Source organism: Lysinibacillus sp. NPDC097279 (assembly GCF_044761745.1).
GTDB lineage: Bacteria > Bacillota > Bacilli > Bacillales_A > Planococcaceae > Lysinibacillus.
On record NZ_JBIWDA010000001.1, the window covers coordinates 1,125,212 to 1,149,041 of the forward strand.

Annotated in this window: 22 protein-coding genes and 1 pseudogene; 22 read left to right on the forward strand and 1 reads right to left on the reverse strand. The window is 35.5% G+C overall.

All coding sequences use genetic code 11. From position 1 onward, the window contains the following. The first annotated feature begins 145 nt into the window (after positions 1-145). The 12 genes from ACIQ1H_RS05745 to ACIQ1H_RS05800 all read left to right on the forward strand — a co-directional run bounded on the left by ACIQ1H_RS05745 (position 146) and on the right by ACIQ1H_RS05800 (position 11,498). Complete coding sequence (locus ACIQ1H_RS05745; RefSeq protein WP_337981148.1) at positions 146-367, forward strand: YozE family protein; 222 nt, start codon at positions 146-148, stop codon at positions 365-367. Positions 368-483: 116 nt separating this feature from the next. Next, positions 484-1,191: a purine-nucleoside phosphorylase gene (deoD, locus tag ACIQ1H_RS05750; protein ID WP_402887196.1), complete on the forward strand. Its 708-nt coding sequence runs from the start codon at positions 484-486 to the stop codon at positions 1,189-1,191. A 629-nt stretch (positions 1,192-1,820) separates the two neighbouring features. Continuing rightward, a complete protein-coding gene (locus tag ACIQ1H_RS05755; protein WP_402887198.1) occupies positions 1,821-2,369 on the forward strand; it encodes a hypothetical protein in 549 nt (182 codons plus the stop codon). 483 nt (positions 2,370-2,852) lie between these two features. Then, positions 2,853-4,481 carry a PucR family transcriptional regulator gene (locus ACIQ1H_RS05760; RefSeq protein ID WP_402887200.1) on the forward strand — a complete coding sequence of 543 codons (1,629 nt, stop codon included), beginning with the start codon at positions 2,853-2,855 and terminating at the stop codon, positions 4,479-4,481. A 257-nt stretch (positions 4,482-4,738) separates the two neighbouring features. After that, positions 4,739-4,924 carry a XapX domain-containing protein gene (locus tag ACIQ1H_RS05765; RefSeq protein WP_402887202.1) on the forward strand — a complete coding sequence of 62 codons (186 nt, stop codon included), beginning with the start codon at positions 4,739-4,741 and terminating at the stop codon, positions 4,922-4,924. 69 nt (positions 4,925-4,993) lie between these two features. Next, the gene (locus ACIQ1H_RS05770) at positions 4,994-5,155 is read left to right on the forward strand and encodes a DUF1427 family protein (RefSeq protein ID WP_402887204.1); all 162 of its coding nucleotides are present in this window, start codon (positions 4,994-4,996) and stop codon (positions 5,153-5,155) included. Between the two features lie 151 nt (positions 5,156-5,306). Continuing rightward, positions 5,307-5,984 (forward strand): cysteine hydrolase family protein, encoded by a 678-nt coding sequence (locus tag ACIQ1H_RS05775; RefSeq protein ID WP_402887206.1) that lies wholly within the window; start codon positions 5,307-5,309, stop codon positions 5,982-5,984. A gap of 41 nt (positions 5,985-6,025) precedes the next feature. Then, positions 6,026-7,132: an oxamate carbamoyltransferase subunit AllH family protein gene (locus tag ACIQ1H_RS05780; RefSeq protein ID WP_402887207.1), complete on the forward strand. Its 1,107-nt coding sequence runs from the start codon at positions 6,026-6,028 to the stop codon at positions 7,130-7,132. Next, positions 7,122-8,675 carry an acyl-CoA synthetase FdrA gene (gene fdrA / locus ACIQ1H_RS05785; protein WP_402887208.1) on the forward strand — a complete coding sequence of 518 codons (1,554 nt, stop codon included), beginning with the start codon at positions 7,122-7,124 and terminating at the stop codon, positions 8,673-8,675. Before ACIQ1H_RS05780 ends, fdrA begins: the two co-directional genes overlap by 11 nt. 1 nt (position 8,676) lies before the next feature. After that, a complete protein-coding gene (locus ACIQ1H_RS05790) occupies positions 8,677-10,110 on the forward strand; it encodes a YlbE family protein (protein WP_402887210.1) in 1,434 nt (477 codons plus the stop codon). Continuing rightward, entirely contained in the window at positions 10,103-11,038 is a 936-nt protein-coding gene (arcC, locus tag ACIQ1H_RS05795; protein ID WP_340824451.1) for a carbamate kinase, read from the forward strand. Before ACIQ1H_RS05790 ends, arcC begins: the two co-directional genes overlap by 8 nt. A 46-nt stretch (positions 11,039-11,084) precedes the next feature. After that, positions 11,085-11,498 carry a cupin domain-containing protein gene (locus ACIQ1H_RS05800; protein ID WP_402887212.1) on the forward strand — a complete coding sequence of 138 codons (414 nt, stop codon included), beginning with the start codon at positions 11,085-11,087 and terminating at the stop codon, positions 11,496-11,498. Positions 11,499-11,628: 130 nt separating this feature from the next. On the opposite strand, the gene ACIQ1H_RS05805 is transcribed toward ACIQ1H_RS05800, so the two are convergent. Next, a complete protein-coding gene (locus ACIQ1H_RS05805; protein ID WP_402887214.1) occupies positions 11,629-12,132 on the reverse strand; it encodes a hypothetical protein in 504 nt (167 codons plus the stop codon). Positions 12,133-12,592: 460 nt separating this feature from the next. Here ACIQ1H_RS05805 and ACIQ1H_RS05810 point away from each other — a divergent pair, with 460 nt between their 5' ends. From ACIQ1H_RS05810 to ACIQ1H_RS05855, 10 genes and pseudogenes are all read left to right on the forward strand, one after another. After that, positions 12,593-13,510 (forward strand): hypothetical protein, encoded by a 918-nt coding sequence (locus ACIQ1H_RS05810; RefSeq protein ID WP_402887216.1) that lies wholly within the window; start codon positions 12,593-12,595, stop codon positions 13,508-13,510. A gap of 12 nt (positions 13,511-13,522) precedes the next feature. After that, positions 13,523-17,509, forward strand: a complete 3,987-nt coding sequence (locus ACIQ1H_RS05815; RefSeq protein ID WP_402887218.1) for a DNRLRE domain-containing protein — start codon at positions 13,523-13,525, stop codon at positions 17,507-17,509. 13 nt (positions 17,510-17,522) lie between these two features. After that, complete coding sequence (locus ACIQ1H_RS05820; RefSeq protein ID WP_402887219.1) at positions 17,523-17,933, forward strand: hypothetical protein; 411 nt, start codon at positions 17,523-17,525, stop codon at positions 17,931-17,933. A 251-nt stretch (positions 17,934-18,184) separates the two neighbouring features. Further along, positions 18,185-18,670, forward strand: a complete 486-nt coding sequence (locus ACIQ1H_RS05825; protein ID WP_402887220.1) for an RHS repeat domain-containing protein — start codon at positions 18,185-18,187, stop codon at positions 18,668-18,670. After that, positions 18,663-19,520: an RHS repeat-associated core domain-containing protein gene (locus ACIQ1H_RS05830; protein ID WP_402887222.1), complete on the forward strand. Its 858-nt coding sequence runs from the start codon at positions 18,663-18,665 to the stop codon at positions 19,518-19,520. Before ACIQ1H_RS05825 ends, ACIQ1H_RS05830 begins: the two co-directional genes overlap by 8 nt. Before the next feature lie 617 nt (positions 19,521-20,137). Continuing rightward, a pseudogene (locus ACIQ1H_RS05835) lies at positions 20,138-20,248 on the forward strand (hypothetical protein); the annotation flags it as partial. Between the two features lie 181 nt (positions 20,249-20,429). After that, on the forward strand, positions 20,430-20,552 hold the full coding sequence (locus ACIQ1H_RS05840) for a hypothetical protein (protein WP_402887224.1): 123 nt from the start codon (positions 20,430-20,432) through the stop codon (positions 20,550-20,552). A gap of 556 nt (positions 20,553-21,108) precedes the next feature. Further along, positions 21,109-21,579 carry a hypothetical protein gene (locus tag ACIQ1H_RS05845; RefSeq protein WP_402887225.1) on the forward strand — a complete coding sequence of 157 codons (471 nt, stop codon included), beginning with the start codon at positions 21,109-21,111 and terminating at the stop codon, positions 21,577-21,579. A 214-nt stretch (positions 21,580-21,793) separates the two neighbouring features. Continuing rightward, the gene (locus ACIQ1H_RS05850) at positions 21,794-22,528 is read left to right on the forward strand and encodes a metallophosphoesterase (RefSeq protein ID WP_402887227.1); all 735 of its coding nucleotides are present in this window, start codon (positions 21,794-21,796) and stop codon (positions 22,526-22,528) included. Positions 22,529-23,140: 612 nt separating this feature from the next. After that, positions 23,141-23,830 carry a FadR/GntR family transcriptional regulator gene (locus ACIQ1H_RS05855; protein ID WP_402887229.1) on the forward strand — a complete coding sequence of 230 codons (690 nt, stop codon included), beginning with the start codon at positions 23,141-23,143 and terminating at the stop codon, positions 23,828-23,830.

Below are 23,830 nucleotides of genomic sequence, written 5' to 3' on the forward strand. Positions count from 1 at the left end.
TCTAATAAGGTGAAAAAGACTTTACGTAATTTACTTACTAGGAAAAATTACTTAAATAAAAATATAGTCCATTTTATGACGAAATGTATTTTTTTTGATAAACTAGCGGAAAGTAAAAATGACAAGAGGAGGGCACTTTTCAATTATGAAAAAGAGCTTTTATTTATATGTACTAACATTCCGTGGAGGAGACTGGTCGGATGCTAAAGTTCGCTTTGCTGAAGAAGTATTTCATGAACATAACTTCCCTAAACAAAGCATAGATTTTGATGAGCTATCTACATATATCGAAACATATGCAACAGATAACTTAAAAACAGATGTGTTTGATGAATTATGGGATTTATATATTGAACAAGGTCGCTAATATTAGAATACTCTAATTATTCTTTCTTTTAGAGTTGCTAGACGTCTAGCATTGCGTAAATACGTGAAACAAAGTATTATTTATATTGATAACTGACAGAAAAGAGGGATTGCAGTATGAGTATTCATATTAATGCAAAAAAAGGCGAAATCGCTGACACTATTTTACTTCCGGGAGATCCACTACGTGCAAAATACATTGCCGAAACATTTTTAGAAGATGTTACTTGCTATAACGAAGTGCGCAATATGTTTGGTTATACAGGTACGTATAAAGGTAAACGTATTTCTGTACAAGGTACTGGTATGGGTGTGCCTTCCATTTCTATTTACGCAACAGAGTTAATGCAAGAATATGATGTACAAAAATTAATTCGTGTAGGTACTTGTGGTGCAATTCAAAAAGATGTAAAAGTACGTGACGTTATTTTAGCTCAAGGTGCTACAACTGATTCTCGTATGAATCAAATCATTTGGGGCAACAACATTGACTTTGCACCGATCGCAAACTTCGACCTATTATTAAAAGCGTATAATGCTGGGAAAGAAGCAGGCTTAAGCCTTCAAGTTGGTAACATCTTCACAGCTGACCTGTTCTACTCAGATGAACACCAAAATGAAAAGCTAGCTAAATATGGTGTATTAGCAGTTGAAATGGAATCTGCAGCACTTTACACATTAGCAGCGAAATTTGGCCGTCAAGCTCTTTCTGTCTTAACAGTAAGCGACCACATCCTAACAGGTGAAGTAACAACTTCTGAAGAACGTCAAACAACATTCAACGACATGATCGTTGTTGCGTTAGAAGCGGCTATTCAAGAGTAGTTGATAAATCAACGTTTAAAGCAAGCATAAAACAATAACAATAAGAGCAACCGACTAAAAAGTGACCATTTTTTTAAATGGAATCGAAGAAGTTGGTTGCTTTTTCCTTTATATGGAAAACGACTATAGGTGACAAAAAGGAGAGCATTTATGAAAAAACTTTAAGGACACACTATCCTAATAACAGTTCTTTAAATAATATAATATTGGGTGGTAAATGGATAAAAAGGAATTGGCTTCAAAAAGAAAAACCTATAATGGTTCACATTAACTAAAAAACTAGCCTTTGGAGATAATTTCTCCTAAGGCTTTTTTCATGAAGTAGAAACAGGTAGGCACGAGAGTTAAAGAATGTTCTTGAACTCAAATTGTATAGAGATAATAAAGTTGTTAAATAATCCTTCTTCCACTCCCATGAAAGATCGCAATAAACTTTCATTTTCTGATGTGTAGGGTTGATGGTATATGACCTGGGCAGATAACTTGGCAGAATACTTGAAGAAGGGGATATTGAAAACAATGTAGAATAGGTTGCACCCCGCATAACGAGATAGTGGAGGTATTATCAGAAAAGGGTCTTTCAAGGAACGTTGTATCCCTTGAAAGAAGCGAAAGGAGTAGAAATACACATGAAAGAACCAGCTGAACTACTCATTGAAATGCTTGGCCGACCGTATAATCCCAGGAATGTTCAAGCGTTATTGCAATCATTCGGTGTCAAAAGAATGCCCTCTCCGAACAGCTATTTCAAAGACGATATTATCTGGTCTGTGAAAACATCCATCCGTTTCGATATTTATCGCCCACCAAAAATAAATGATTTGACTGGACTCAACTATACAAATCAAGACGAATGGATCATTGGTGCCATACATTTTCTTGCGCCTGGGTCGGATGACAGAATTAAAGCTCCGTTTTCTGGAAAGCTTCCAAAGGGGGTCACGATGAGCTCAACACCAGAGCAGTCGATAAAGGCATATGGTCAACCTGAAATGGATGAAGAATGTAGCTGGTCTGGATTTTCCGGTCGAATTTTGGCATGGCGCAAGTCAGGCGTAAATATCGTAATTGAATATGCGAACAGTGAAATCGAAAAGGTCATGCGAAGCTACACGGTCTGTCTAATTGGTTGCATAGGCGCCTGGCGAGACGATAATCCAGAAGTCTTTGCTCCTTGATAAAAGGTTGCATTACCGCGGCTGCGGATGGCAGTTTGGTACTCTCAAAAGAATGGCATTGCTAATCAAACTTGAATATCTTTACTTGCCATTTTCTGTGCTGAATGGAGTTCACTAGTAAAACAGTGGGAGCATTTAGTGAATGTACTAGAAACCGAATTAAATTTAATAGAATCAGCAGTGACCAAGAGGCTTATTTGATAGGCATCTTGGATTTTTTTATATAAAAATGACAACAATAAAAAAAGATTTTTTAGTAGAAAACAAGCTTTACCACCATTCATGATGAAACGTGGTCCGTCTCCATAGTCGTGTTATAATTAAAAAAATCTTGTTTCTCACAAGGTAAATTTCAATAAAAATTCTGGGCGGTGAATTCATTTTCCATGTAATCACCGCATCCATAATAAAATTGTCACACAGAGCATGTAAACTAAAAAACGAAAAAAAGGGGAACAATCTGCCCTCGTTTGGAGTGATAATATGTTTATTACTATATGTGATGTATTGAAGATGGAGAGGTTCGAAAACGTAGAAGTGATTGCTGGCCATTCTGGTTTGAGCCGCAGAGTAGAAAACGTGTATTTTATGGAAGTTCCTGATATTTACGCATATATCGATCAAAACGGATTACTGCTCACCACATTATATCCTGTTGCGGATAAACCAGCGCTTATTCAAACATTGATTCCGAAATTGGCTGAAATGAATCTTGCAGGGATTGCCATTAAGCCAGGAAGATATGTCGCTGAAATTCCAGAAATCATGGTGAAGCAAGCAAATGAACTTGGGATTCCATTGCTGAAACTCCCTAATGATGCAAACTTATCGACACTTGCCAATCAGGTACTAACAAAGTTTTTAGACGTAAAGACCTCACTTTTAGAATTCAGGAATAAGATGCATCAGCAATTGCTAGAGTTATTATTGGAAGGCACTGAAGTAAACAAGTTCATTCATTCTATAGCTAGTCTTGTAAACGCACCTGTTCTGCTTCTTAACAATGATTTCGATTATGTTGGGTCGTCTATACAAAAAGAACACGAAATTATAGTTCATCACAAGCCAACTAATTCAAACTCGAACACGAATACATTTTCTGTGCAAGTCGGTAAAGACATTTATGAAAAAAATGATCTTTTTATTCAGTGTATTTACGCTAGTGGTAATGAATATGGCTTTTTGGTCGTATTACTGGATAAAGAAAAAAATCTGACAGAAAATATGATTATCGCTATCGAGCAGGCATCTTTTATCATCGCTTTTTTATTTCAAACAGAGGAGACAATGCTTCAAAAAGAAAGAAATCATTTAAGCAGTTTTGTCAGGGACATCATTCATAATCAATATACCTCCCAAACCGAAATGATTGAAAAAGCGAAGGTGTTTAGATGGAACTTGCAATTCCCCCTTGTTTTGCTAAGCATTAAAACAAGTGAGAAAGAAAGCGAAAAGAAATTAGCAATATTCCACAAAATGCTCGATTCAGGTTTGATTGAAAGGTCTGCTTCAAAAATTGTCGATGTACCTATAGAAAATTGCAAGATGTTATACATTAATGACTCTTTAGTATGTTTTATCAGTCTCGTTTCAGAAATACATGTTCGGCAAAAGCTTCATAATCTAGGGTATATGATTCTCTCTCTATTCGAGAAATACGGAAATCTTGGAGTCAGCATTTCCGATACAATTTACCATTTTAAACAAATAAAAGAGTACTACGATAATTCAACATTAGTATTTAAAGTGTATAAAGAAAATTTACATAAACAATCCTATGTGCATTTTTATAGTGATATCGGATTGTTCCGTCTTTTTCATTATGTTGAGAATCTTTTCATCTTGGAAGACTTCGTAAATGAAAAATTAGGTAAAGTGTTCGAATATGATAAAAAGAAGAATACCAATCTTTTAGAAACCCTTAAATACTATATACAAAACAATACAAATATGCATAAAACAGCAGAGGATATGTTTGTTCATTATAATACAATGCGCTACCGCATTAATAAGCTGAAAGAACTTGGAATCGATGGGGAGAATGGATTTGAATTAACAGAAATCGCATTAGCATACCAATTGCATCAATATTTGCAACTGAAAAAAGAGTAAGCATGGAACTCCCAATTGAATTCATTTTGGACATTGTCTACAAGGCAATGTCTTTTTTTTGTAAGAAAGATGTTCCTCATTGTAGAAAGTTGCCAATTATTAGTGAAATTAATATCAACTTCTTACAATGATTACACCGCTTTCAAGTGCTATTATTTAGGTATTAAAGGATGGGGAAATCAATATACATCCCTCATAGAAATAAGATTTTATTGATAGGTTTCTGTAACGACTTATGTATACAAGGAGTGTTTAGTATGCGTGACTATCTTTTGTCATTAGCAGGTGGTTTGATTGTAGGCATTTTATTTTCATTAGTTAAGTTGCCTTTACCTGCCCCTCCGTTAGTTGGAATATTTGGAATGGTAGGTATATTTTTAGGAGGTGTTCTAATGGATTCTCTTTTCAAATTCCTCAAAGAAAAGAGAAAGGTCAGTACATAATAGTTTAAGAGTACCTGATGGGTTGCCTAGTTTTTGAATAAAATTTTATACGTAAAAGGAGCAATTAAGATGTTACAGATAGTCTTATCTTTATTAGGAGGTTTACTTGTAGGCATATTATTTAAATTCATCAAGCTGCCAGTTCCAGCTCCTCCGCTTATCGGAATTGTTGGGGTAATAGGAATCTTTCTTGGCGCAGAGTTAGTAAACGCTGTTCTTCATCTATTTTAAAGAAAACATTTAATCATCCTTCCTTTATTTATAAATTTTTAACTATCTCAAAATAATGACTACGCTTCAAAAAAGAATCCTTGTAAAAACAAATTACGGATATCTACTTAGATCCATATATTTTGGAATACATTCGAAAGGGGATATTTAGATGAGTAAAGTATATACAATAGATGCGAAACCTTATAGTTTTGAATTTGAGTTAGAAAAAACGGCTCTAGTCATCATTGATATGCAGCGTGACTTTTGTGCACCTGGCGGCTTTGGCGAAAAGCTTGGGAATGATATTTCGCTAACTCGCTCCATCATACCTACTGTGCAAAAAGTACTAGAAGAAGCGCGCGAAAAAGGAATAATGGTGATTTATACTCGTGAAGGGCATCGACTAGACTTATCGGATTGCCCGCCTAGCAAACTGAAACGCGGCAGCAAGCAAGGTGCAGGCATCGGTGACGAAGGCCCAATGGGAAGGATTCTTATTCGAGGGGAATATGGACATGATATTGTAGATGAGCTACAGCCGCTAGAAGGTGAGATTGTTATTGACAAGCCTGGGAAAGGCGCTTTTTATCAAACAGACCTTGAAGTGATTTTGAAAAATAAAGGCATTACACACTTGCTTGTCGCTGGCGTAACGACACATGTCTGTGTGCAAACAACAATTCGTGAAGCGAATGACCGTGGATTTGAATGCTTACTGCTCGAAGATTGCTCAGCGGCATTTGATCCAAGAGACCATGAAGATTCCATACACATGATCAACCAGCAAGGCGGTATCTTTGGATGGACAGCATCTTCTCAGAACCTGCTTGCTTCACTAGGTAAATAAGAAAAGCAACTTTCCACCAGATAAATCTATGAAATTTCCTAATGTTGAATAAAGCTTTTGAGGGCATGCTCAATTTTCATGTCTACTGCATGCCCCATTTAGCTCCAAAATTCCTTCTGCTACAAGACGAAAAATATATCAAGCTTTCAAGGGAGGACAATTCTCAATCTTTTTATTTGTTTAAACTTATAAATTTGGTGATATCAATGGTCAGAACAAATACATGTAAAATCAATCAAATGGACGGCCGTCTGCTTGAATGGTTACGACACCAAGCGATTGGCGAACAAATCGGAGCAATCCACAGTATTTTTGATAAGGTGGTCAATCTTATAACCAATGATGGCAATATGCTATTTTCTTTGGCAAAGAATGAGGTGATTCAATCACCAGGAATGATGAAAACCTTAGAAAATGATCTTTTTTCTGAAATGTGTTCAGCTTTAAAGTCGACTAAAGAAATTTATTTAGTAGATTATAATCTTTTGAAAATTAGCGATTGGCAATGGGATTTTTCAAAGGCGGTGCTTTGGAACAGAGGTATTAAGCCTTGCTGTCAGGCTAAGCAAGAGCCAACTTGTTACCACTTGTCACTATTGAACCATTTCATTCTACACAACGGAGCAACGGGAGGGATTTTTCCAGCATGGAAAAGTTTTACTTATCCAGATTGGGAAGTTTCTACTGCCACACGGAAGGATTTCTACTTTTCCTCTTTCCTGGAGGGGTTAAATCAGCTAAATAGGGAAATAAAGGGAAATAAGCTCGATACGTTTTTATTAAAGTTTGCGGGTCTTGGAATCGGGCTGACGCCAGCAGGCGATGATTTTCTAACAGGGCTGCTGGCAACTTGGAAGTATTTTGAAGCCCCTCTATATAAGAGAGTTGAATGCTGCAGCGCCGAGTGGCTACAGAAGTTGAAAGGAAGAACAACCACCGTTAGCTATTTTATGTTAAAGCAATGCTTGGAGGGGCAGCTTAATGAAGCCTTGCTAGATGTATTGGACAACATGGATAGTAATCCAATTCCTCATTTACAGCGAGTGTTAAAAATTGGATCTACCTCTGGGACGGATATGTTGACTGGTGTCAGCGTGGCATACCAACAGCTTATAGACCATAAGGAGGAAATACATAATGGCATCTAAAGTATTGATAGAAAGGAACGCCTATCATGATTCGGTAACGCTAATGTCACTGTCCAGCAAAATGAATAGTATCGAGGGTGTCGAACAAGCAGTTATCTCGATGGCGACCCAAATGAACAAAGATTTGCTGGCAAACATTGGACTGCTGACAGATGAGGCAAAAGTAGCAACGGCAAATGATTTGATTATTGCCTTGATTACAGATACAGATGAGCGTGCAGAGGAAGTGATGGAGCTCATCTATACGGAATTAACAGCTAAGAAGGAAAAGAAAGGGAAAGAAAATAATCAAACAGCGAAAACAATAAATACTGCATTGCATCTTATGCCCAGCGCTAATATGGCAATTATCTCTGTTCCTGGGAAATATGCTGCACGCGTAGCGAATCAAGCTTTAAAGAAAGGCATGCACGTCATGCTGTTCAGTGACAATGTGAGTATCGAAGATGAAAAAGTGTTGAAGGAAATAGGAAGAGATAATGGGTTATTTGTCATGGGACCAGATTGCGGGACAGCAATTATTAATCGCAGCGGACTTTGCTTTGCGAATAAAGTAAGCGAAGGAGGCATTGGTTTAGTCGCAGCTTCTGGTACTGGGCTACAAGAAGTGACAGTGCAAATCGACCGCCTCGGGTTTGGCATTACACAAGCGATTGGCACAGGGGGGCGCGATCTCCATGAATCAATCGGTGGTATTATGATGCTTCAAGGGCTTAAAGCATTGGAGAATGATGAGAATACGAAGGTCATCACATTAATTTCCAAGCCGCCTGCTCCAAGTGTTCAGGACAAAATTCTTGCAGCAGTGAAAAAATGTAAAAAACCAGTAGTAGTCTGCTTCCTGGATGGAGATGCAAAAGCAGTAGAGGCAGCAGGAGCAACTTTTTCACCAACATTAATTGATGCTGCCCGCAAGTCTGTTAAATTGCTCGATCCACAAGCAGTAATTGACACTGAAATTACGGATGGTGTGCAAAGATGGATCACTGCAAAAAAAGCAAAATTAGATGATTCCCAACAGGACATTCGCGGATTATTTTGCGGCGGTACGCTGACGGCAGAAGCATTGTCCATTATCCGATCTACAGGAAAAACTGTCAAAAGCAATGTAGCTAAAAAAGCGGAAGAGAAACTTAGCGATATTACCTATAGTGTAGGCCACACGTTGCTGGATATGGGAGATGACGAATTTACAAAAGGTAAACCTCATCCGATGATAGAACCCTCACTTAGAAATGAACGAATTCTTCAAGAAGCAAAAGACCCAAAAACCGCTGTCTTGTTATTGGACTTTGAATTGGGATTTGGTGCTCATGAAGATCCAGTAGGTGTGACGCTAAATACGATTAAATTAGCAAGGGATGAGGCAGCACAGGCAGGAAGGTACTTGCCAGTCGTTGCCTATATTTGCGGAACTTCTAAAGATAAGCAAGATTATCAGCAGCAGCAAAAGAAACTTCAATCTGTTGGTGTTTATGTGGCTGACAGCAATGAAATGGCAACGAGAATTGCAGCAATGTTTGTGCAAAAGGAGGTCAATTAAATTGAGTACGCTAAATGAGCTTTTTAATCAGCCATTACGAGTAATGAACATCGGAACGTCCAAATTTAAAGAAGATTTAGATCTGCAGGGCATCGAAACAATTCAAGTGGACTGGCAGCCACCAGCAGGAGGCAATATTCAACTACTCAAAGCATTAGATTTCTTTCAGGACAATGAAAGAGTAGAAAAGGCAAACAAGGAAGCCATTCAACGCATTAAGGATGCTCATCCTTTCTTAATCGATATTGAGCAGGCTATCGATGTCATTCCAAGTATGCACAGCAAAAAAATACTGCACTCTGGACCTCCTATCGCCTGGGAAAACATGGCTGGTCCAATGCAAGGTGCAATTATCGGAGCGCTCATTTTCGAAGGAATGGCAGCGAACGAGGAAGAAGCAAGAGCATTAATTAATACAGGAGAAATTGAATTTGGCTCATGCAATGAGCATTCAACAGTTGGGCCGATGGCGGGCATCGTCTCGCCATCCATGCCAGTGCATGTCATTGAAAACAGAACACATGGAAATAGAGCCTATTGTTCGATTAATGAAGGTCTAGGCAAAGTATTGCGTTTTGGTGCTTTTTCCAGCGAAGTAATTGATCGGCTAAAGTGGCTGCGCGATGTTTTTGCCCCTGCATTGAAAAAGGCTCTTGTGCTAACAGGTGGTATTGATTTGAAATCCATCACTGCTCAAGCACTTCATATGGGGGATGAATGCCATAATCGCAATAAGGCGGCAACAAGTCTTTTCTACCGAGAGATTGCTGATTATTTCATGCAGATCGATATCGAGACTGACACATTAAGAGAGGTTTTGCGTTTTATCCAAAACAATGAACACTATTTCTTAAATCTGTCCATGCCAGCATGTAAAGCTGCACTTGATGCAGGGCATGGCGTTCCTTATTCCACTGTTGTCACGACAATGGCCAGAAATGGTGTAGAATTTGGCATTTGCATTAGTGGGTTAGGAAAAACAGAATGGTTTACAGCACCCGCAAACTACATTAAAGGTTTATTTTTCCCAGGGTACTCTAAGGAGGAGGCAACTAGAGATCTAGGAGATAGTGCCATTACAGAGACGATGGGAATTGGCGGATTTGCGATGGGCGGTTCCCCTGCAATTGTTCAATTTGTTGGAGGCGAGGTAAAAGACGCAATTCAATATAGCGAGCAAATGTATGAAATTACGGTAAGTGAAAATAGCAATTATTCCATTCCCACTTTAAACTTTCGCGGAGCTGCCTTTGGAATTGATGTTAAAAAAGTAATTGAAACAAACATTCTTCCAGTCATTAATACAGGTATAGCACATAAAGTAGCTGGAATCGGGCAAATTGGCGCTGGTATCGTCCATCCTCCTATGGAATGCTTCGAAAAAGGCTTCCTTCGTTTCTATGAAGTTTATGGAGAGGGCGCTGTAAATGAGTAGAATCTTAATAGCGCTTGGAGGAAACGCTCTTGGTTCTACGCCCCAGGAACAGCAGCAATTAGTACACGGTGCGGCAAAACCGATTGTCGATTTAATTGAACAAGGCCATGATGTAGTGATTGCCCATGGAAACGGGCCGCAAGTCGGTTCTATTAATCTTGCATTTGAAAAAAGCTCGAAGGAACATGCTAGCATTTCCAGCATGCCATTTGCTGAGTGCGTGGCAATGAGCCAAGGGTATATAGGCTACCATTTGCAAAATGCAATCCAAGAAGAACTGTTAAAGCGCTCCATCAATAAATCAGTCGCAACGATTGTCAGTCAGGTGGTGGTTGATAAGAACGATCACGCCTTTCAAAATCCTACAAAACAGATTGGTTCCTTTTATTCAAAAGAAGAGGCACAAAGATTAATGGCTGAAACAGGTGACATTTATATTGAGGATTCTGGCCGCGGCTATCGGCGGGTTATTCCATCGCCTGTTCCTATTAAAATCGTTGAAAAAGATATTATTAACGACTTGGTGAATGCAGGACGCATTGTCATTGCTGTTGGTGGCGGAGGTATTCCAGTAGTCGAGGAAAACAATCATTCCTTAATCGGCGTGGAAGCGGTCATTGACAAAGATTTGGCAAGTAGATGCTTAGCTGATGAGTTGAATGCAGACTTTTTGTTCATTTTGACAGCCGTCGAAAAAATCGCGATCAACTTTGGTAAGCCGAATCAGCAAAACCTTGATCATTTATCTGTTGACGAGGCGGAAAAATTGATTAGAGAAGGACATTTTGCACCTGGAAGTATGCTTCCTAAAGTCCAGGCAGCTATTTCATTCGTCAGAGGCAAGCAAGGCAGAAAGTCGATAATCACCTCGCTAGATAAAGCAAAGGATGCAATCCTTGGAAGGACAGGTACCGTTATTTTCGACTAAACGAGTATCGCACGGACATGAAAATATCATATAAGGAGTGATTGGAATGACCGAAAAAAAGACGAAGGTGAAAATTAGTGATGAATTAAAGTGGAATACATTTACAGAGCACTGCAAAGTCCATCACCATGAGCTTCTAAGTGCCAAAGAGGCGGATGAACTAGGTGTAAGTGTCAGCTCGGTCTTAAGAGAACGCATTGAGGTGGGCGGAGCCGTACTGCCCCATTATCACGACGTGGCTGAAGTGATTCATATTACAAAAGGAAAAGTAAAACTCCTACAAAACGGTGAATGGAAGTCCTATAAAGAAGGTGACACATTCCTAGTTCCAAAAGGAGTCGTTCACTCTGTTGCTAATGACGATGTCGAACCTACCGAACAGATAAGCATCTTCATACCAGTTCATGAAGGAATCCATAACGAAAATTTCACATCACATATGGTAGATGTAGAAAATTAAATTCATCAATACCAAAAAGGGCAATTTCCAAAAATAGTCGGGATTGCTCTTTTGGTGTAACGTGCATGGCGATTGGCTAGACGTTGAAAAAACGTTTTAGAATGGATTGGCGCCAAATTCAGAATAACCCTTAATCTTTAAAAAAAGTAGGAAGCCCAACTTCTCTTAATAGGTCATTAAAGTTATATTTATGTTCTTCAAGTCCTGAGTCAGTTAGCACTTCTATAAGTACCAAGTACAATTGCTTTTCAACTAAACTAAATTGTGCTGTATTATTTAACTGGATTAAATAATTTATTATTACATTATATAAAATTGGAAACTCTTGTTTAATTGCCTCTCTATGATCAATAAACGTTCGAACATAATCTTCAACATTATAAATCCTGTCTTTAGACGAATTGTATATTTGATTTTTATTTGGGTGAAAGATAATGCTTGAGCCCATTAACCAATTACCCAAACCAGCAGCAAAAATTAGAAGAGAATACTTCCTAACTTCGAAATCCGGATTTGAAAAGTATTGATAATACTCATCATAATTATCTTCATCCCAATTTTTAGCTGTATCAAAAAATCCAATTTCAATTCCTTCTAAAATACTCTTTGCCTTGTCAACTATAGTCTCTTTCATATGAAATTCCTCATTTCTTACTTTATTGGAAATCCTCTATAAATATAATAATCTATTTAGAAACAGATTCACCATCAACTGTAAAAACCTTGTTAGATTAGAAAACTCATTAATTAGGGTTTTACAAGCTAAGGTATCCTTTTGTTAAAGAAAAAACCGCTCATTACACCATACTTTTATTAGCGTTCATAGTCACACTTTTCTAGCTTCAATTAACACGTTCTTATCAAATTTAATGGCTAATTTATCCTTTGAGCCAAAACATGGTCAACTGGAAATTGAGGTATGCATTTCTAATTACATTTGTAATTTCTCATATAAGGCAATACAACCATAATTAATCTAAAAAATTGTAACTATATATTACCTTTTTATTATGGATTAATCATTGATAAAATAAATTCTTGATATTTATGGACAGAATATCAAAAATATATAATTTTTTAGGAGAGAAATGTAAGTGAAGGAATTTTGGAAAAAATGGTTAAGTTGTAGCGTTGTACTTGCGCTCTTTATAGCGTATATTCCATTTGGGAATTTTACGCTACACGCAGACGCAAAAAACAACAAAGAAGAAAATAAGCATGAACAAAAAAAGCCAACTGAATTAGTTGAGTTGCGAACGGAGAATGCAAAAACGTTCGATAATATGGATGGGACGTATACCGCAGAGATTGCACAAGAACCTATTCACTTTCAAAATGAACAAGGTAAATGGGAAGACATCGATAATGATTTAGTTGAAACGAAGAATGGACAAACCGTGAAGAATAAGGCGAATGACTTCTCTATAGAGATTGATAAAGCTACGAGTTCTTCACAACAAAACATCACGATTACTGATGAAACGAGTAAAATCGATTTTGGCCTAGTTTCAGCCCAACATAAGAAGTCAAATATAACAGAACCAGTTCGAAATACAGAAGGTCTTGTACAAGACAATACAATAAAATATCCGAATATTTTAGAGGATACTGATGTCATTTACACAATAGGTTCTGATCGTGTAAAAGAAGATATTGTTTATCGTGAAAAGCCTACGGGTGGTTTTCCGCAGAAGCTTACTTATAAAGTAAATGTGGATGGGTTAAAAGTCGAACAAGTTAACCAAACCATTTATTTAAAGGATGCCACTACCAATGCTCCTTTATATTTAATTGAAGCACCGTACATGTATGATAGCTATAAACCTGAAGGATACCAAAGTGTTGATGAAATACAATCAGTTCCTGAAGAAGCAAAATCTTATTTATTAACATTAAGTTATGAAGTAATTGGACAAGATTTATTTGTTTACTTAGCACCAGATGCTACTTGGTTAAATAGTGAGGACCGTGTATACCCAATAACGATTGATCCTGCGATTGTGCGCCTATAGACTTCAGCAAACATGGAAGATACGACAATTCGTAGCGCTGCACCTACACAAACTGGTGGAAATGACTTTGAACTAGGTGTAGGGACTGCAGTAGGGGGCAATACGGTTAGGAGCTTATTAAAATTTGATTTAAGTGCTGTACCTTCGAGTACAACAATCGTATCTGCTGATTTAAATTTATGGTTTTCATCCACAAATAATAATTCACCTATTGCAATTAATTTACACAATGTAACAAGCACATGGGAAGAAAATCAAGCTTCTTGGACCTATGCCAAAACAACTCCATACACAACATGGAAAACTGCAGGTGGAGATTTCTCAAGTAATAAACTTGGTAAGGTAAAGGATATTGGCACACCACCAACATCTATAGCAGACGCAATGGTTAACTGGAAGGTTCCACTTAATGTTGTACAAGGGTGGATTAATAATCCGTCTACAAACTATGGTTTGCTATTAAAGGGTGATAATGAAGCAACACAAATTTATAAAAAGTTTGCTAGTAGTGAACAATCAACATTAAATAAATACAAACCTCAACTAGTAGTTACGTATAAAACAACTGCAAGATTAGGTTTAGAGGATTACTGGGATTATGATTCACGACCATTGGTGAATGGTACAAATTATGTAAACTTAACAACAAATAATAATATTTTACAATATGAAGATATGTTTATTTTAGGGCGTGCTGATGCTAGCTTAACTTTTACTAGAACTTACAATAATAAGGACTATGAAAAATCAGCTTTTGGTTATGGCTGGAGCTTTACTGGTGATGAGAAGGTTTTCATTAATACAGGTAGTCAAGGTAATCAACTACAGTATAAAGATGCCGACGGTACAATTCATGTTTTCACTTATGACACACCAACAAACCAGTATAAAGGTGATTACGGTAATTACGACAAAATAAAGAAAAATACAGAAGATACATTTACTCTTTACGATTTATACGGCAACCAAACAATTTTTAAAGTTCGTGAGTCCACAACTGATACAGATGTAAAAGTTGCTTATATTACGACTCAAATAGATCGTAACAATAATAAAATCAATTATTCTTATGATACTAGTAATAAATTGACAGAGATTGCAACGGATTTAGGTAAGGATGTCTTAAATAAAAAACTTCAGTTTGGTTATGATAAAGATGGCTTAATTAGCACAATGACTTATGGTGACCAACAAATTACGTATCGATATACTACAGATGGCTATTTACAATATGTAGATGTGTTGAAAGACCGCAAGGATAACAAAATTTCAAAAACTACAACACAATTTATGTACACGAATAAATTTCTAACGACAATTGTTGATGCAAATGAAAAACGAACAAAATTCGAATACAACGGTGCAGATTTAAAATATGTGTACGAACCAACTGAAGATACTGTAAATCAACCGAAAACAGAATATTCATTGGATCGAGCAACGGGCGTTGCAACAATTACCGACCCAGAACAAGGTGTAACAAGATATTTTGTTAACAATAATTATGTTGTAGAAAAAATCATTTCTCCTTCTGGGGAGGAGAGAACGTATAAACTCGATCAAAACTACAACCTTTTGCAAGAAACAGAGACTTTTGATGGTGTTTCTAAAGTTTTGCAGACGAATGAATATGATGTTAACGGTAATCTATTAAATACAACGGATGCGGAAAACAACAAGCAATCGTATACGTATACTGCATTCCAAAATGTTGAGACGCATACGGATTCGGGAAATAAGGTAAGTAAGTATTGGTATGATAAAGGGAATTTAACAAAGTCAGAAATACCATCTACTTCAGGTATTGCTACGACTAATTATAAATACGACAACTTTGGTGATTTAGAATGGATGGAGACATCCGATGGGGTTAGGGAAAATTACGCAACAAATTATAAGGATTCCCAAAAAGTCATTACCCATACGGATGCATTTACTAACATGACAACTACTGTGCAGGATTTGTCTGGCAACATTTTATCATCTAAAGACGGCAAGCTAAATGAAACAAAGTATCAATATAATTTGAAAAATGAACTAGAAACCGTAACCGATGCAAATCAGCAGAAAACTGCCTATGAATATGATGGAAATGGCAATTTAAATAAGATAACGAATGCAAAAGGTTTTACGACAACATTTGAATTTAATGGTAAAAATCAAATTACGAAAGAAACAAATCCCAATAATAATACAACTTCTTATCAATATGATGAAAATGGTGAGTTAGTCCTGCTTCAAACTGCTAATAAAAATCGTATTGAATATAAAATTGACCAAGAAGCTCCTAGTTCAACAGTTGTTATTAATGGAAAAGTAGTGTGGCGTTATACAAAAGATGGGGACGATCAGCTAATTTATGGAGAAAATGAATCCACTTTAAAACGAATTAGCTACTATGATAATGGATTATTAAAATCAATCGATAAAGGGGATATTGACGGGGATATTAGCTACGAATATTTAGGTAATGAATATTTATCAAAACTGTCATTCCCAGGGTTTAAACGATATAATACATTAGAATATGAACCAGACGATGCTTATAATACTAAGCAGATAAAGTTAAATGACAATCCACTTGCAACATTTACTTATGACAATGTTACCGGACAATTAAAAGATACTAATTTCACAAACGGTAGCAAATTATCAAAAGTCTATCAAAAAGGCCGTTTACAACAAGAGACATTATCGTCAGATAGTTTATCTGAATGGAATAAGTTCACATATGAGTATGATGCAAACAACAATATTAATAACATTGTTAATAAAGTAAATTACACTTATGATGCCTTAAACCAATTAACGCAAGAGACATATATTGATGGTCCACAAATGGACTATAAGTATGATGAGGTTGGAAATCGTCTTACAAAAAGCGTGAAAAATGCAGGGAAAACGGAATCCACTACGTACCAATATAATGATGCGAATCAAATATCGTATGTAAACAATCAGCAATACTTGTACGATGCGGATGGAAACTTAACAAGTGATGGAAAGTATACGTATGAATGGAATGCATTTGATCAGCTGACGAAAGTAAAGAGTAATACTGGCACTATTGTTGCCGAATATGGCTACGATGAAAAAGGAAGAAGAATCTATAGTAAAGATAGTAATGGACCTATTTACTATGCTTATGATGGAGATAGCAATCGCGTTCTTTATGAAAAGGATAAAAGCTCCTACGCAGTTAAAAGTTATGTTTACGATGATAACGGTCACCCACTCACAATGATTTACGAAGGCGTGTCTTATCATTACCTTACAAACTATCGTGGTGATGTACTAGGGATGACAGATGCAAGTGGTAAGCTTGTAGCATCTTACACATATGACGCATGGGGTAACATTTTAACGCAAAGTGGTATAGATCATATGGACTCTATCAATCCATATCGCTATGCTGGATATCGTTATGATGAAGATACAAAGCACTACTATTTAATGGCACGTTATTATAATCCTGATAATGGTGTATTCATATCACTAGATTCTATGCGTGGAAATACAATGAAACCTGTAACATTGAATGGTTATAGTTATGCAAATAATAATCCAGTAATAAATGTGGATCCTGATGGAGATTGGGCACAAATATTAATTGGAGGTGCAATAGGAGGTATCTTAGAGGTTATCGGGTACTATGCTGGTTTAATAGCTAAATACGGAAAAAAGAATTACAGATCACATGTAAATAAATGGACCGTAATTGCTAGATTAGGGAAGGGATTCGCTCTAGGTGCTATAGGAATGGGACTCCCGAGCCAGCTAATGAAAGCTGCAGGTATTACGTCTAAAATTACAAGCGCATTTTTTGCAGGACACTTTGCAGGAATAACTTATTTACTCTCAAATATTCGTGGTTTGAACAAATTAAGTGTACGAGGCTTTACTGAAAATCAAATTCTATCATTTTTTAGAGCAGAAGCAAGTGGTGTTTGGTATATGGTAAGTAGTGAAGTAAATAAGTTATATAGAAAATATAGATAAGTAGGTGAGATAAATGAGTGAAATTGTAAATGTAGTACTTTTTTCTTTCATTGGTTTGATTGTATCGTTAGTAATAATGGTTATATTTTTTAAAAGAAAAAAACAACATAAAGATTTCAAAGCAGTAATCGTTACTTTCAGTATCTTCTCATTAATTTGTATATACCTAAGTGTATCAGGGATAATTGATATTATGAATGTGAGGAATGGACAAACTCAATCTTCAAGTGGTTCCTGTGAAATTGTAAAGATGGACAATATTGGTGGTAGATTTGGCAGTGACACGATCTTTCAAGTATTAGTCAATAATTTAACAGTTGAAGCCAATTATGAGGAATTCTCTTTTTTAGAAGAAGGAACATATAGCTGCACGATTCATTATAGTGAAAAATCACATTATTTGATAGATATTAAATTTAATTAAAAGTAACAATATCTTCCTATCTATCGGCACAATGAAATTCCATATTTTGTTAAATTCCTTACTAAGATAAAGACTAAAGGTTTTTTGGGATTTAGTTTAACTAAATTAGTATTAATGAAAGGTTGAACGACAAAAGTTTTGCGTTCGACCTTTCAATTTTTTATAGTAACAATAGCTATGCTTTCTTTAAAAGGGATTCATATTAGCCCTTACATAATAAAAAAGTAAATTTATTTAAAGGTAGCTCTTAGTTGGAGAAAACAGAGGGCTATGATACTAATTTCACAAACGGTAGCAAATTATCAAAAGTCTATCAATCAGGCCGATTACAAGAAGAGACATTATCGCTAGATAGTTTATCTGAATGGAATAAGTTCACATATGAGTATGATGCAAACAACAATATTAAAAGCATTATTAATAAAGTAAATTACACTTATGATGCCTTAAATCAATTAACGCAAGAAGCGTATATTGAAGGTCCACAAATGGACTATACGTATGATGAGGTTGGGAATCGTCTAACAAAAAGCGTGAAAAATGCAGGGAAAACGGAATCTACTACTTATCAATATAATAAAGCGAATCAATTATCATTTGTAAACAATCAGGAATACCTGTACGATCCAAATGGAAACTTAACAAGTGATGAAAAATATACGTATGAATGGAATGCATTTGATCAGCTAACGAAAGTAAAGAGTAATTCTGGTACTATTATTGCCGAATATGGCTAATGATGAAAAAGGAAGAAGATTCTATAGTAAGGATAGTAATGGACCTATTTACTATGCTTATGATGGAGATAGCAATCGTGTTCTTTATGAAAAGGATAAAAGCTCCTTCGCAGTTAAAAGTTATGTTTACGATGATAACGGCCACCCACTCACAATGATTTACAAAGGCGAAACTTATCATTACCTTACAAACTATCGTGGTGATGTACTAGGGATGACAGATGCAAGTGGCAAGCTTGTAGCATCTTACACATATGACGCATGGGGTAACATTTTAACGCAAAGTGGTATAGATCATATGGACTCTATCAATCCATATCGCTATGCTGGTTATCGTTATGATGAAGATACAAAGTTATATTATTTAATGGCACGTTACTATAATCCAGATACTGGTGTTTTCTTATCATTAGATCCTGTGCGTGGGGATACAATGAACCCTTTAACGCTGAATGGATACAATTATGCGAATAATAATCCAATAATAAACATCGACCCGGATGGCGAATATTGGAAAAATGCTTGGTGGAATAAAAAGGGGTTTTTATCTAAAACAATAAATGCTGTAATATTTCTTGCAGCAGCAGCAGTAGGCGGAAGCGCAACAAAAATATTAGGAAGCTATGCTAAAAAACAATTAAGTAAAGCTAAGCGCATTGTGTTTGCTAATTCCATAAAAAAAACACTAATTAGGAGAGGTGTATCTGCAAATATTGCTGCTTATATTGTTTCTGCGGTAACCTTTGCTGCTAATCTTGCTGGATTTTATTTCGACCCAGGCACAAACATTTTCAATTATTTAGATCGAAGAGATAAGTATCCTAAAAATGGTTATTTCAATGGTTTCTAACAACATTAGGAATGAGGGGAGTAAAGAGTGAAAAATCAATTAATAAGAGTGTCTTTGTATAGTATATTTATACTAATATTATTATTTTTAAATAAATTAAATTTTTTATTGTTAGCTAGTTTATATTTTATATTTATGTCACTAGAATTTATTTTTAGTTTAAAGGATTATAAGATTGATAATAAGTATATAGTTTTAGGGTATCGAACCCTCTTTATTCTAATAACAATAATTGTGTTTTTAATAGGGAAAATATTATAAGATAATAATGTGAAGTAAAAAGGGAAGTGATTTTGGGACTGCTTAATTTACCGTATTTAACCATTATTACGACCGTTTATTTTCAATTCATTATGAAACACTTTTTAAGTGAACTGGGATAGCATGCTATGTCCTTTTCCTTGAAAAGTGCTTTTTTATTCTTGAGGAAAGGGGAGGGAGAAAGAGCCCGACAAATGGATGATAAGAGTTATTACAGTGACGAATGCAGGGGTTTATCTGGACCTATTTATTATGTATGCTTATGATGGAGATGCAATCGAAGTCCTTTATGAAAAGGATAAAACCTCTTAAGCAATAAAAAGTTACGTTTATGATGACAATGGGCATCCACTAACAATAATTTACGAAGGCATGTCTTATATCGATATAATGAAGATGCAAAATTATATTACTTAATGGCCCGTTACTATAATCCAGTGATGAATGTGGATCCAGATGGAGAGTTCAGTATTCGAACATCAGTCTTGATAACTGCAATTGATTTATTGGTTTCAACAATACCTGGATTATATGGGATAAACAAACTTATTAAAGCTGGAAAACCTAAAAAAAATGGTTTTTAATTTGTTAAAGGGGAAACAGAATACTCTTAAATTGAAAAAATATTTTACTCAATTAGGTGCAAAAATGAATGTAGCAATAGCTCAATCAGGAGTAATTGTAAATGGATTGATGACTGTTTTTAGTACTTCCGTAGGTGGTATTGCGGTATGGGTAGTTAAGCGCTATTTCTTCCAATCAGTATTATAAAAAAGCAAAGAGATATGGTAGTTGGGGCCATTAGTGAAATATGATTATATTGACTTCGGTAAAAGAAAATAAGAAAGAGGCACACACATGCTCGAATTTTTCCAAATAGTTTTTTTAAAATCGATTATAGCAGTTACCATAATCATATTGGTTTTGTTAATTTTTGAAAATAAAAGAACAATAAAATTTATTAGAAATGATATCAATAAAACATTAAAAAACTTTAATATTATTATTATATTGTCCATAATAATTTGTGCTTTAAATATAAAATTAAGTATTATTTATTTAGAAATTAATGTTCTGTTTCTACTAAACATTATGATAGTTCTGATTAATTTTAAATTCAATAAGTTGAATAAATTTGGGGTGATAACTTTAATTGGAACATTTCTAGCTTTAACAATTATACGATTTATTTATCAAAATCAATGAGTAGTTAATACCATCAACCCATATTGTTATGCAGGGTATCGTTAATTTTTTACGTCAAAGAGGTTTCAAAGTATAAAAATAATATCAGAACAGAATGTTTCAGTAAATAAAGGAGCAAATCATGAAAAAATTTCGTGGGAAAAAGCGCTATTTTAAAAAATTATCGATAGAAATTAATGCATCGCACTATGATTTAGATTTTGGAGAGGAAGGATGGTTTGATATCTGGCATACTCATCTTGATTATTATGGACTTGGAGATAGTAGTATTAAGTTAAGAAGAGAGCATGTTAAGGCTCATCTAATTTTATACAATAGCTTATTAAATAAACTTATTTTATTTAAAAAACCTTTTCAATCTTGGATAGAATTAGTTGATGAGGATGCTGAATCAGATGGAGTTTATATCCATACCCCTAACAATAATGATAACAACTTCCCGCTTAAGTTAGAAGATATAAAATGGGATTGTACTATTCCAAAACAATACATGGATTTAATAAATCTAAATGAGTATAATGTAGGGCATTATACTGGAGAATCGAATAGTTACTTTATAATTCAATCAAAAAATCATGGGGTAAGATTATAGTGTTTTATTGAGCCGTAAATTATCAATAAGAATTGTGGGGATTGTATTATACTTGTTCTCAAGCACGGATAGTTTGATTTATATATAAGAATATATGAGATTAAGTAAGTATCAGGTATCTTTGCAATCATTTATAATCGAAAAAGGTCGAATTTTGTAACATTCTTCTCTATAATGAAAAGTAACGCCTGTTATACTAGAAAGGATGCTTTTTATGACACGTATTTTAGCCATTAGTGATATACATGGGGAATTAGAACTTTTAGAAGAATTATTAATAAAGGTAAAGTTCGATGCTGCACAAGATAAACTATTTTTGCTCGGGGATTATATTGATCGGGGACCTGCTTCATGTGGTGTGTTGAATATAGTTGCTGAGCTACAAGCCACTGGGGCACGTGTGCTAATGGGAAATCATGAAGCACTTATGCTAAAAGCATGTCGTTTAGGGACTCCAAAAGCTTGGAATCATTGGGCTGCAGTCAATGGCGGGGATGCGACACTTGCTAGCTATGGCTATCATATGGAAGATTTTGAAGATGCTATTCTCACTAATACATTACCTAGTTACATTCAAACATTACCGAAGCTCGAAGAACATTTACAGCTTATAGAAACTTTTGAAACGTATATAGAGTTAGAAGATGCAATTTTTGTCCACGGTGGTGTTGTGCCGGGCGTAGCGTTAGCGAACACAGACCCCTTACGACTTTTATGGGTTCGAGAGGAATTTCATACTGGTTATAAAGGCGAGAAAACTGTGATTTTTGGGCATACACAAACATATGAGTTGCATCAAGACCCAACAAATTACGATGTTTATTTTGGTGACAATAATATTATTGGCATTGATGGCGGAGCTGTATTTGGAGGGCGACTTCACGCACTCGAATGGCCGAATCGTCAAATTATATCTGTTGAAAGTAAAAATCCAACAAGGTTAGAATAACTTGTTGGATTTTTTTCGGTTTTACGTATATAACTTATAAACATGGAAGTGGTTATTCAGTAAAGCTGTTGTATAAAATACATGCTGGATACTCTGAAAAGTAGGGTGAGTAAAATCAACACGTTTAATGGACGACAGAGAATTAAATGTTGAGAAAATCAAAATTCCAAAGCACAGTGCTACCTTCCAATAGGCGCATAAAGTCAATAAAAAAACTACCTGTTTTTATAGGTGGTTTTTATTTATGTTTTAATTACATACAGCAACTAAATTAAAGTAGATTTGTATCTATCTTATTTACTTTTATAATTTGTTGATTTCCAACATAACGAGGACCATCTTTACTTTGCGTTATTCGTTCTACAAAATTTAAGTCATTTTCTCAATTCAGTACTATTAAAACTTAGAGCAGATGATTCCCTCACTAATTTAATTCTCCTTTAATTTACAATTCGAAATTTTATTCCTACCGTCAAGTTAAAATTCATATGCGCACTTTACCTATATATCTCAGCAATGTTAATAAGGATGTACATCGGATTGACAATCCTTTTTCTTTATGTTAACTTTACCAACATACCAATCATCCTACAAATTTAAGGAGGCGTAATTATGATTCAAAAAACAAACAGAATGAACCTAGTAGAACAGGTGGCTTCTCAAATAGAGCAGTTAATTGAATCTGGAAGCTGGCAAGTAGGGGAAAGAATTCCTCCTGAAATGGAATTGATGGAAAAGTTTGATGTCAGCCGTAATACACTTCGCGAAGCAATTCGTGCATTAGTACATGCAGGATTACTTGAAACGAAACAAGGCAGTGGAACAACCGTACGCTCTGCCAATTCCCTTGGAGCAGCACTTAAACGTTATGTAAAAAAATCAGCGTTGCTTGAAATCCTTGATGTGCGCTTAGCTTTAGAAAAACAGGCTGCCCAGTTGGCTGCTGAACATAGGACAGAAGCGGATTTAGCAAAACTTGAATCATATATTCAAGATTCGCTTCAAGCTGCTGAAAAGAGTAATCGACAACACTTTATAGAATTAGATATTAGTTTTCATAAAGCGGTTGTAGTGGCTTCTAACAATCAGCTCTTAATTGATTTATACGAGCCATTGTTAGAAATCATCTATTCGTTTGTGGAAGATTTACTGACAATGAATGCGCCTTTTAAATTTGAAGAAGAACTTCATATTGAGTTATATACAGCCATTCGTAGTCAGGATAAAGTAGCTGCTGCAACCTATGTTGAAAACTATATGGAGGCATTAAGAAAAGTAATTGTTAAATTGATGGAGGAATAA

What these genes read in the sequence shown, in the direction of transcription:
- ACIQ1H_RS05845 (WP_402887225.1), top strand. Translation starts at nt 21,109, where the DNA reads ATGAAAAAATTTCGTGGGAAAAAGCGCTATTTTAAAAAATTATCGATA.
- deoD (WP_402887196.1), top strand. Translation starts at nt 484, where the DNA reads ATGAGTATTCATATTAATGCAAAAAAAGGCGAAATCGCTGACACTATT.
- arcC (WP_340824451.1), top strand. Translation starts at nt 10,103, where the DNA reads ATGAGTAGAATCTTAATAGCGCTTGGAGGAAACGCTCTTGGTTCTACG.
- ACIQ1H_RS05780 (WP_402887207.1), top strand. Translation starts at nt 6,026, where the DNA reads ATGTTGAATAAAGCTTTTGAGGGCATGCTCAATTTTCATGTCTACTGC.
- ACIQ1H_RS05765 (WP_402887202.1), top strand. Translation starts at nt 4,739, where the DNA reads ATGCGTGACTATCTTTTGTCATTAGCAGGTGGTTTGATTGTAGGCATT.
- ACIQ1H_RS05820 (WP_402887219.1), top strand. Translation starts at nt 17,523, where the DNA reads ATGAGTGAAATTGTAAATGTAGTACTTTTTTCTTTCATTGGTTTGATT.
- ACIQ1H_RS05745 (WP_337981148.1), top strand. Translation starts at nt 146, where the DNA reads ATGAAAAAGAGCTTTTATTTATATGTACTAACATTCCGTGGAGGAGAC.
- ACIQ1H_RS05775 (WP_402887206.1), top strand. Translation starts at nt 5,307, where the DNA reads ATGAGTAAAGTATATACAATAGATGCGAAACCTTATAGTTTTGAATTT.
- fdrA (WP_402887208.1), top strand. Translation starts at nt 7,122, where the DNA reads ATGGCATCTAAAGTATTGATAGAAAGGAACGCCTATCATGATTCGGTA.
- ACIQ1H_RS05805 (WP_402887214.1), bottom strand. Translation starts at nt 12,132, where the DNA reads ATGAAAGAGACTATAGTTGACAAGGCAAAGAGTATTTTAGAAGGAATT.
- ACIQ1H_RS05800 (WP_402887212.1), top strand. Translation starts at nt 11,085, where the DNA reads ATGACCGAAAAAAAGACGAAGGTGAAAATTAGTGATGAATTAAAGTGG.
- ACIQ1H_RS05850 (WP_402887227.1), top strand. Translation starts at nt 21,794, where the DNA reads ATGACACGTATTTTAGCCATTAGTGATATACATGGGGAATTAGAACTT.
- ACIQ1H_RS05760 (WP_402887200.1), top strand. Translation starts at nt 2,853, where the DNA reads ATGTTTATTACTATATGTGATGTATTGAAGATGGAGAGGTTCGAAAAC.
- ACIQ1H_RS05830 (WP_402887222.1), top strand. Translation starts at nt 18,663, where the DNA reads ATGGCTAATGATGAAAAAGGAAGAAGATTCTATAGTAAGGATAGTAAT.
- ACIQ1H_RS05755 (WP_402887198.1), top strand. Translation starts at nt 1,821, where the DNA reads ATGAAAGAACCAGCTGAACTACTCATTGAAATGCTTGGCCGACCGTAT.
- ACIQ1H_RS05855 (WP_402887229.1), top strand. Translation starts at nt 23,141, where the DNA reads ATGATTCAAAAAACAAACAGAATGAACCTAGTAGAACAGGTGGCTTCT.
- ACIQ1H_RS05815 (WP_402887218.1), top strand. Translation starts at nt 13,523, where the DNA reads ATGGAAGATACGACAATTCGTAGCGCTGCACCTACACAAACTGGTGGA.
- ACIQ1H_RS05770 (WP_402887204.1), top strand. Translation starts at nt 4,994, where the DNA reads ATGTTACAGATAGTCTTATCTTTATTAGGAGGTTTACTTGTAGGCATA.
- ACIQ1H_RS05840 (WP_402887224.1), top strand. Translation starts at nt 20,430, where the DNA reads ATGAATGTAGCAATAGCTCAATCAGGAGTAATTGTAAATGGATTGATG.